This window comes from Leptolyngbya cf. ectocarpi LEGE 11479, from assembly GCF_015207065.1.
In the GTDB taxonomy this organism is placed as follows: Bacteria; Cyanobacteriota; Cyanobacteriia; order Phormidesmidales; family Phormidesmidaceae; genus Leptothoe; species Leptothoe ectocarpi.
The window spans coordinates 1-5,524 of the sequence record NZ_JADEXP010000415.1 but is presented as its reverse complement, the minus strand read 5'-3'; the positions used below and the strand labels follow the sequence as shown (position 1 = coordinate 5,524).

Sequence of the window (5,524 nt, the reverse complement as noted above, 5' to 3'; positions counted from 1 at the left end):
TTGCTCATAGCGCTCTGTACTCATCGGTGGCTCCCTGGGTAGCGGTGCACTCACTTTAGCGGATGATCAGGCTATGGGCCACAAGTAATGACTATCAAGGGTTTGAACACTTAGTAGGAAAAGTCAGGTAGGCTATCAGGCCCAGATTTTTGAGTCAAGCGGGTGTTGGTTGCAATTCTATTGACAGAGACGCCCCCTGCCTACCTGTATGTAAAAATAGTTTAAAGCACAAAAACCTCTGATATCAGCGGTTTTCATTAATCGGAGCGGCGGGATTTGAACCCACGCCCCCTACTACCCCAAGGATGAAATAAAGGCTTGGATTGCTTTGCCTAATTGAATTTTGTCGATTGGTAGAAATCAACTACCAAATATATACCAGCCAATATAGTGTGGATTGCCATGATCAAGTTTGGTTTTGATGGGTAAATTACATCGGCAGATACTGCACCTGATTAAGACAATCCTCCACGTCACAGACAGCTGCGATCAGTTCAAGGTTACGAATGCAGTCGCCGATGCTGCTGCGTTGTGGATGGGAATAAATTATCCCATAGAAGAATTGGCCCTGCTGCTGTCTTTGATTTGCGATCGCCAGCAGATCATCGTCTCTAGAAAATAGAATTCGTTTTAGCTTGGTGGCCCGATCAAGTACCTCTGGATCAGCTATCCCCGCACGGCTATCTTCTTGAACTGTCAAAACATCGATGCTCCTAAGACGGAGTCCTGTTGTAATTTGACGGGGGACATTTTCATCCATATAGAGCGCTACGCTCATGAAATCATGCCACGCTCTTTCAACTTCTGAGCTATGCGTGACGATGGAGCTGATTGACGCAGTTGCTCAACGTGTTCTAAACGCTGTTGGATATCGGCATCAAGGGCTTCTCGATGGTCCCAGTAGTAGGCCAGGGCAGAATAAATTTTGCCTAGTGCAATGTGCGGGTATTGAAAATGTAATTCTTCAGGGCTCCAGCCGTAGGCCTGGTGCGAGGTGATCAGTTCCACAACCTTCATGGTGGTGCCCTCAATCATCGGCACCTGCTCATTATCCAGTTGGATATGCTTATATTCCGTTGCTACATATGCCACGGGTACGCTTCCTTAAGAGTTTGGCAGGGCGAGGAACTTGCCTGAACGGTTTCCATAGTTCTACCTTAAACGATGTCAGAATAAGACAGCAGGGATTTATGACTGATTCCTTGGCATACCCGGATAATTGGTCCCTGAGGATGATTGGCCTAATAACCTTCTGATTTGGATGGTTGGGTGCGATCGCATTAAGGTTGGGATGTGAGCGATGGTAAAGAATCAGCAGCGTTATCCTTATAGAGGATACGGTTGGCATCCTAGTTTAGGTAGGTTGATATGAGCATTGTGATTTCAGATGAAATTATCAGAGCCTCTGAACTAAGCCAGGCGGAATTTTTGCAGGAAATTGCTTTGCATCTGTTTCAGTCAGGGCGGTTGACCCTAGGTTATGCGGCCCAAATGGCGGAGATGGAGAAGCCTGCTTTTCAGGAGTTTCTCAAATCTCGTCAAGTGCCGCTTTATGTATATGACGTAGAAGATTTTGAGGTAGATCTGAAAAACTTACGGGAGCTAAACCGCCTGTGATCGTTGTCAGTGATAGTTCAGGCGCTCAATGCCGATTGATGAACGTCGGGGCCGTGCAGAGGCTCAGCGGTTAGGAATCCGAATTACTGGATTACTGGGTATTTTGGTGGATGCTAAGACTAATGGGCTGATTGCAGCGGTAAAGCCAGTGATGGATATCCTGATGGCTGATGCCACCTTTCGAGTCTCTCCTGCGCTCTATGCTTTGATTCTTAAAATGGCTCAGGAGAAAGATGTGTGATGTTGATTGAGCATTTGAAGTTTCCATTCCCGTTAGGGGGGTAACAGGTTTTGAATACTCTTAGCTGACATGTACTCTATACGCTGTTGGGTGATGAGTTTTCGTCCCCGTTAGGGGTAACAGGTTTGGAGCCATTCTTCGCTGTTGCCGTTCCTATAGTTGTCTCACTTCTGTTTCCGTCCCCGTTAGGGGTAATGGGTTTGGAACTATATTCAATCGATCCGTCTTTACTTCAAGAGTCTGGTTTCCGTCCCCGTTAGGGGTAATGGGTTTGGAACTCAGGCAGTCTAAATAGCTTTCTGGCCTGAATGTGCTTGGGTTTCCGTCCCCGTTAGGGGTAATGGGTTTGGAACTCACCATCGGTTAGCTCACACAATTTGGCATTGAGTCTGTTTCCGTCCCCGTTAGGGGTAATGGGTTTGGAACGTCAAGCTAACTACTCAGAGCCTCATTCATCTAGTTTAAGTTTCCGTCCCCGTTAGGGGTAATGGGTTTGGAACAATTCGAGAACACTATATCGGGCGATTGTTTTAATGTTTCCGTCCCCGTTAGGGGTAATGGGTTTGGAACTAGGGCAGCATGTAGCTGGGTTAATTGGTTGGATTGAGCGCTACGTTTCCGTCCCCGTTAGGGGTAATGGGTTTGGAACGACAACTCTATGAAAACCCTGAAAGATACCAAATAGTAATACTGTTTCCGTCCCCGTTAGGGGTAATGGGTTTGGAACTTAAAAATAAGTATTTGACTATTTAATATTTGGTTAAGTTTCCGTCCCCGTTAGGGGTGATGGGTTTGGAACCCTTTAGACGAAAACCAGTTTAGAGCTTGACTAGTCGAGTTTCCGTCCCCGTTAGGGGTAATGGGTTTGGAACTTGACCGATGATGACTTGAAAGCTGCATTTAGTGGAGTTGTAGTTTCCGTCCCCGTTAGGGGTAATGGGTTTGGAACAAATTAATAAGAACCCCCACCCGCTAACAACCAAGAGTCAATTTCCGTCCCCGTTAGGGGTAATGGGTTTGGAACAAAAAGCGAGTAGCTCAACGGATATACGACAAAAAGTTTCCGTCCCCGTTAGGGGTAATGGGTTTGGAACCGAGTGGCTGCCTAAGAGCGAATCTGCTAAGTTATCAGTTTCCGTCCCCGTTAGGGGTAATGGGTTTGGAACTGGTACTCGTATCGACTAGAGCAATCAATATTGAAAGCGTTTCCGTCCCCGTTAGGGGTAATGGGTTTGGAACTTCGATGAGATCACAGCCACGTTCAACCGCTGGAGCCGGTTGTTTCCGTCCCCGTTAGGGGTAATGGGTTTGGAACCGAGAACGAGCTTTATGACCTTGTAGAAGAGCGTCCATTGTGTTTCCGTCCCCGTTAGGGGTAATGGGTTTGGAACCTTCACCTAAACCAAAATCATGCTAAATAACATCTTCACTGTTTCCGTCCCCGTTAGGGGTAATGGGTTTGGAACCAAAGATGGTAGCCCAACAGATAAACCATTAAGTTTCCGTCCCCGTTAGGGGTAATGGGTTTGGAACCCTTAGACGGCGACACAGAAGTAGCTGAAATGCTAGCGTTTCCGTCCCCGTTAGGGGTAATGGGTTTGGAACAATCACAGCTGAGCCTGATCCACCTGCTGTAACCGGGTTTCCGTCCCCGTTAGGGGTAATGGGTTTGGAACAATACGGTGAGACGCGCTTAGACGCTGGCCAGTATTCCGGTTTCCGTCCCCGTTAGGGGTAATGGGTTTGGAACTTACCAAGCCTTCAGACCAAATAGTTTAGGAGTGTAGATATAGTTTCCGTCCCCGTTAGGGGTAATGGGTTTGGAACGTGTCAGGAAAAGTCTTAGAAAACATAATTTCAGAAGTTTCCGTCCCCTTTAGGGGTAATAGGTTTGGAACCCTTTGCCTGGAAACACTTATGAAACATAGCTTACAGGCCCTCAATCGACGCACCCCACAGCCAAGTGTATCAAACCATACTTTGACCTATCAGTAAAACCAATAGTTATCGTCTGAAACCCTGGCCCCATAGGCCATCGACGGACCTCCATGCAATTATGCAGTTTTCAAGGTTCTCCTGAAGTGCATCGACTCCATAAAATCACTGAACTTACGATAGCCTCTCCAATCTCACAAATCAAGGCCCGCTACAAAACATAAGCATCCGGTGGCGGCTGCGGTGGCCGACTCCCCAACGTCAACGTACGCGGCATTGCATCCGCATTAATCCAATACAGCCGCACATTATCCTCAGCAGGCACCACACGTTTAGTCAGCTGCTCATACAGTTTCTTCATCTCACCCAGATTCAAAAAGCATTCAAACGCACTCCGCTGCACCCGCCGCCCATAGCCTTCCAAAAAATCCGATAGCTTTTTGCGACGCTTATGATCCGGAATATCATAAATAACCAGCACTAGCATTACCTACACCGCCCGTAAAAAAGCTTCATAGGCCGTACCACCCAGCAGACATCTCTTATAACACTGCACCTGCAGCTGAATCGCCCGACGATAGCTAACCGGCTTTTTCACCTTCGGATGGGCCGTTTCACTACTGAGCCGTTTCTCAAACTCCCGAATAAAGCGACGACGAGCTTCATCACTTAGATAAATCCCCCCGTTATCAGCTGATGGCACAAAATCATCCGGCTTAATCACCTCACGATTAATCACCGTCATCACCAACGTATCCACCACAGGTGAACGAAACTCCTCAATCAAATCAAACGCCAGATGCGTTTCCTTGCGATCTGACCGATGCAAATTCCCCAGGTACGGATTTAACCCCTCAGCTAATATCAAACTCAATACATTATTGTGCAGTAGCGTATAGCCAAAGCTCAACATGGCATTCGTCGCATCCTTAGGCGGACGACGGTTACGCTGACTAAACCGAAACTCATCCACCGCGATCAGCTGCCCTAAAGCCGGAAAATATCGAGCCGCTGCAATTCCCTCGTATCCCCGCAGCTGATCCACCTCATTCACTAAATCTAAATCCTGAATATCTGCAGCAATACCTGCAATGGCATCAGCGACCTTAGCCAGCTTTCGTTTACGATTGAGGCGTAAAAGTAAGCGCCTAGAATTTTCCAGTTTGCCCCGCACGATCGTTCGCGCAATTGTCCGCTGAAACTCTAACTTTTTCCAATGGGCAAACTGTGCCATCTCTGCTGTTAGATCTTCACAGATAGCACTCCACAGATGTCCTTTATACTTGCCAGCCTGTGACAAAAACACCACCGGAATCTCTGTCTGTAAACACGTGGCAATAACCGGTGTCGTCAAATGAATATTACCAAACACCACTATCCGGTTAATTTCACGAATCGGTACCTCTAAATCTGATTGTTCTGGCCCTTTAAACGAAAACTGTCCTTGCCGCTTGGTAACTTTGCTGCCCTGATGCGTGAGATAAATCGTAGACATGGCTAGTCATCCTTATCACTATGCAGCACTCTTCATTATCCGGCAGCTAGTTGGGACAATGCCTACCGTAAGCCTTAGAAGATATTGGTATTAACTGACCAGGGGGTTGCCAGTAAAACGCCTGAAGTATGGATGTTCACCAATCGTAATGACAGACATCCTCCAACCTTGCGTTATCATCCCCCATAGGGGATAACTCTCTCCCCTCAACTCTCCCTCCCGCTCGGCTGAGCAAC

General features: G+C 47.3%; 6 protein-coding genes and 1 CRISPR repeat array. Of the genes, 2 read left to right on the top strand and 4 right to left on the bottom strand.

The annotated features are described in order from the left end of the window. Window positions 1-430: 430 nt before the first annotated feature. Together IQ260_RS27210 and IQ260_RS27205 are read right to left on the bottom strand one after the other, a co-directional pair. A complete protein-coding gene (locus tag IQ260_RS27210) occupies window positions 431-778 on the bottom strand; it encodes a DUF5615 family PIN-like protein (protein ID WP_193996215.1) in 348 nt (115 codons plus the stop codon). Further along, entirely contained in the window at window positions 775-1,092 is a 318-nt protein-coding gene (locus tag IQ260_RS27205) for a DUF433 domain-containing protein (protein ID WP_322745060.1), read from the bottom strand. Before IQ260_RS27205 ends, IQ260_RS27210 begins: the two co-directional genes overlap by 4 nt. 276 nt (window positions 1,093-1,368) lie before the next feature. On the opposite strand from IQ260_RS27205, the gene IQ260_RS27200 reads away from it, so the two are divergent. Both IQ260_RS27200 and IQ260_RS27195 read left to right on the top strand, forming a co-directional pair. Beyond that, on the top strand, window positions 1,369-1,617 hold the full coding sequence (locus IQ260_RS27200) for a UPF0175 family protein (protein ID WP_193996214.1): 249 nt from the start codon (window positions 1,369-1,371) through the stop codon (window positions 1,615-1,617). Window positions 1,618-1,645: 28 nt separating this feature from the next. Further along, on the top strand, window positions 1,646-1,858 hold the full coding sequence (locus tag IQ260_RS27195; protein ID WP_193996213.1) for a DUF3368 domain-containing protein: 213 nt from the start codon (window positions 1,646-1,648) through the stop codon (window positions 1,856-1,858). Between the two features lie 97 nt (window positions 1,859-1,955). Beyond that, window positions 1,956-3,756: a CRISPR direct-repeat array (repeat unit 35 nt; unit sequence GTTTCCGTCCCCGTTAGGGGTAATGGGTTTGGAAC). 248 nt (window positions 3,757-4,004) lie between these two features. Here the strand turns inward: IQ260_RS27195 and cas2 are convergent. Continuing rightward, entirely contained in the window at window positions 4,005-4,280 is a 276-nt protein-coding gene (gene cas2 / locus IQ260_RS27190; protein WP_193996212.1) for a CRISPR-associated endonuclease Cas2, read from the bottom strand. A 3-nt stretch (window positions 4,281-4,283) separates the two neighbouring features. Continuing rightward, entirely contained in the window at window positions 4,284-5,288 is a 1,005-nt protein-coding gene (gene cas1 / locus IQ260_RS27185; RefSeq protein WP_193996211.1) for a CRISPR-associated endonuclease Cas1, read from the bottom strand. Window positions 5,289-5,524 lie beyond the last annotated feature (236 nt).